The sequence below is a fragment of the Paraburkholderia kururiensis JCM 10599 = LMG 19447 genome (assembly GCF_003986935.1).
Classification (GTDB): domain Bacteria; phylum Pseudomonadota; class Gammaproteobacteria; order Burkholderiales; family Burkholderiaceae; genus Paraburkholderia; species Paraburkholderia kururiensis.
This window is the reverse complement of record NZ_RJZE01000077.1, coordinates 1-2,724: the sequence shown is the minus strand read 5'-3', so window position 1 is coordinate 2,724 and position 2,724 is coordinate 1. Positions and strand designations below refer to the sequence as shown.

The following is a 2,724-nucleotide window of genomic DNA, read 5'->3' as shown; positions in this document are numbered from 1 at the left end:
TTCGAGCATTACAACGAGAAGCACCCGCACAGCGCGCTGAAATACCGCTCGCCACGCGAGTTCCGACGTAGGACCGATTCATCAACCTTAGTGTGAGACGGTGTCCGGAAGTACGGGGGCAAATCCACCTGGCCGGTCGTGAATTTCCATAAGGAGTATCAATGAAACGACATATCGTCGCGGGCCTTGTTCCGCTTCCTGCGCAGGCGGCATTCGCGGCGCAACCCGTGGTTGCCGGTGCGGCCGGCGCGATGCAGGCCATACCCGATGCGCAGCGTGAGGCTTTCCGGCAACGTCTGGAGGACGTCATGCGCGATCCCGGCGCGCAGGCCACCCTGTGTGCCTCGGTGCGCGGCTTCGGCGCTCCGGCGTATTACCCCGCCTGTATGGTCGATCACGGCCCCGGCGCGATGCAGGCGGCGATGTCGGGACAGCCGGTCGCGAATGGAGGGCTCAGACAGGATTTCGATGCGGCGAAGGGATGGGACGCCGCGGTTGCGGGATACCTGCAGTGCAGCCGGGATAGCCGGTGACCCTGTCCGGCGCGCTGATGCAGCCGGTATAAGTGTAACTAAGGCAGTGACATATTCGCGGTTTAACGTTTGACGCGGTTTCATTTGACACTTCGTTGCAACGGCGCCACCGGGAGGTACAGCCACTTGCAACAAGATGTGTCAGCGGCCTGCGTCGATGCGCCGGACATCCGCCACGAAACGCCGGCCGGCAAAGGGCCGGCGGGCGGACGCGGTTATTGTTGCTGATTGCGAAACATGTTGTTGCGTGAGTCGCGGGGCGGCGATGCCTAGTGTTGTCCCTACACTCGCGTCTCGTTTTCAGGAGTACCCGGCGGGACGCGGCAGCGCAGGCGCCCGCAGGGCGCTCCTGGTAAAAATCATCGAACAGGAGTCCTGCCCATGAAAAAAAATCTCATCGCCGTTGCCGTCGCGGCATCGTTCATTTCAGTCGCGCACGCGCAGAGCAGCGTGACCCTGTATGGCCTGGTGGACGCGGGCATCACCTACACCAGCAACGTGAACCACGGCACGAAGTGGGCGCTGGGCAGCGGCGGCATCAACCAGAGCATGTTCGGCCTGCGTGGCGCGGAAGACCTGGGCGGCGGCCTGAAAGCGGTCTTCACGCTGGAAAGCGGCTTCAACATCAACAACGGCCGTCTCGCCAACAACAACGGCATGTTCAACCGTCAGGCGTTCGTCGGCCTCGCCAGCGACCAGTTCGGCTCGGTCACGCTGGGCCGCCAGTACGATGCGGTGCAGGATTATCTGGCGCCGCTGACCGCGACGGGCAGCTGGGGCGGCACGTACTTCGCGCATCCGTTCAACAACGACAACCTGAACACCAATGGCGGCCTGTCAGTCAATAACTCGGTCAAGTACTCGAGCGTGAACTACGGCGGCTTCACGTTCGGCGGCACGTACGGCTTCTCGAACCAGGCGGGCGCATTCGCGAACAACCGGGAATACAGCGTTGGCGCGGCCTACCAGTACCAGGGCCTGCGTGTGGGCGCGGCCTACGCGCAGCAGAACAATCCGGGCGCAACGAACGCGGCGGGTGTAACCAACGGTGGTGCCTCGGACGGCGTGCTGGCCAACACTTCGGGCGTCATGACGGGCCGGTTCCGTCAGCGTGAGTTCGGCGCGGGCGCGTCGTACGCGTTTGGCCCGGCGACGGTGGGCGTGGCATGGACGCAGTCGCGTGTGGACAACCTGTCGGGCGCCGCGGCGGGCCAGCGTCAGGGCCGCTCGAACAACTACGAGGTCAACGGCCGGTACGCGGTGACGCCGGCCCTGGGCCTGGGCATTGCCTACACGTTCACGGATGCGCGCGGCTATGGCATCAACGCGGCGGGCAACGACATGAAGACGCGTTACCACCAGATTGGTCTGCAGGCTGACTATGCGCTGTCGCGCCGCACGGACCTCTATGCCGAGGCCGTGTACCAGCACGCCATGGGTGACGGCGGGGTGGCCTCGATCTACAGCGGCGACAACTCGCAGCTGCCGTCGTCGTCGAGGAACCAGACGGCCGCCACGGTCGGCCTGCGTCACCGCTTCTAGGCTCCGGTGCGCGTAGCTGCCTCCGCAAAGGGGCGGCGTCCGGGACGGGCTCCCTGTTCACAGGACGGGGAGCCCGTCTGTCATTGAGGCGCGCTGCCCGGAATCCGTCGCGCCCAGCCGCGGATCCAGGTGCTGCCCTTCCGTCGATACCTGCGCATAACCGGTCAGCATGGTGGGCCGTCGTGTTCCGTCATGCCGGCGGACCGCGCCCTGCGCGCTACTCCGGCGGGCAGGTCCGGAGCCGGTTACAGCGGATGGCATGGGTGACCCTAGCCCACAAAACTGTCCCACTTGGAAGTGGAAAATTTCGGCATGACGCTGTCATCGAGACCAGGAGGTCATGCCATGAAGAAGAGCAAGTTCACCGAAGAACAGATCGCCTATGCGTTGAAGCAGGCCGAGCTGGGCACGCCGGTCGCGGAGGTCTGCCGCAAGATGGGAATCAGCGACGCGATGTTTTACAACTGGCGGACGAAGTACGGTGGGCTGTCGCCGTCGGAGCTGCGCCGGCTGAAGCAACTTGATTCCACGTCCCTGCAAACTTGAAGTCGATTCGGTTCTAGAAGCGAGGATCCATTTTTTCGTACAGGGCTCCCGGACGCGTGAGCACAACCCACGCGACGCGAGCAAGTTTGTTCGCCAGCGCTAT

Annotated in this window: 2 protein-coding genes and 1 pseudogene; all 3 read left to right on the top strand. The window is 64.1% G+C overall.

The window, feature by feature from the left end; translation table 11 throughout:
* Positions 1 to 161 precede the first annotated feature (161 nt).
* The gene (locus PKKP23_RS33225; protein WP_126880061.1) at positions 162 to 533 is read left to right on the top strand and encodes a hypothetical protein; all 372 of its coding nucleotides are present in this window, start codon (positions 162 to 164) and stop codon (positions 531 to 533) included.
* A 381-nt stretch (positions 534 to 914) separates the two neighbouring features.
* Complete coding sequence (locus PKKP23_RS33220) at positions 915 to 2,075, top strand: porin (protein WP_126880060.1); 1,161 nt, start codon at positions 915 to 917, stop codon at positions 2,073 to 2,075.
* A gap of 345 nt (positions 2,076 to 2,420) precedes the next feature.
* Positions 2,421 to 2,600: pseudogene (locus PKKP23_RS33215) on the top strand (transposase); the annotation flags it as partial.
* Between the last annotated feature and the right edge of the window lie 124 nt (positions 2,601 to 2,724).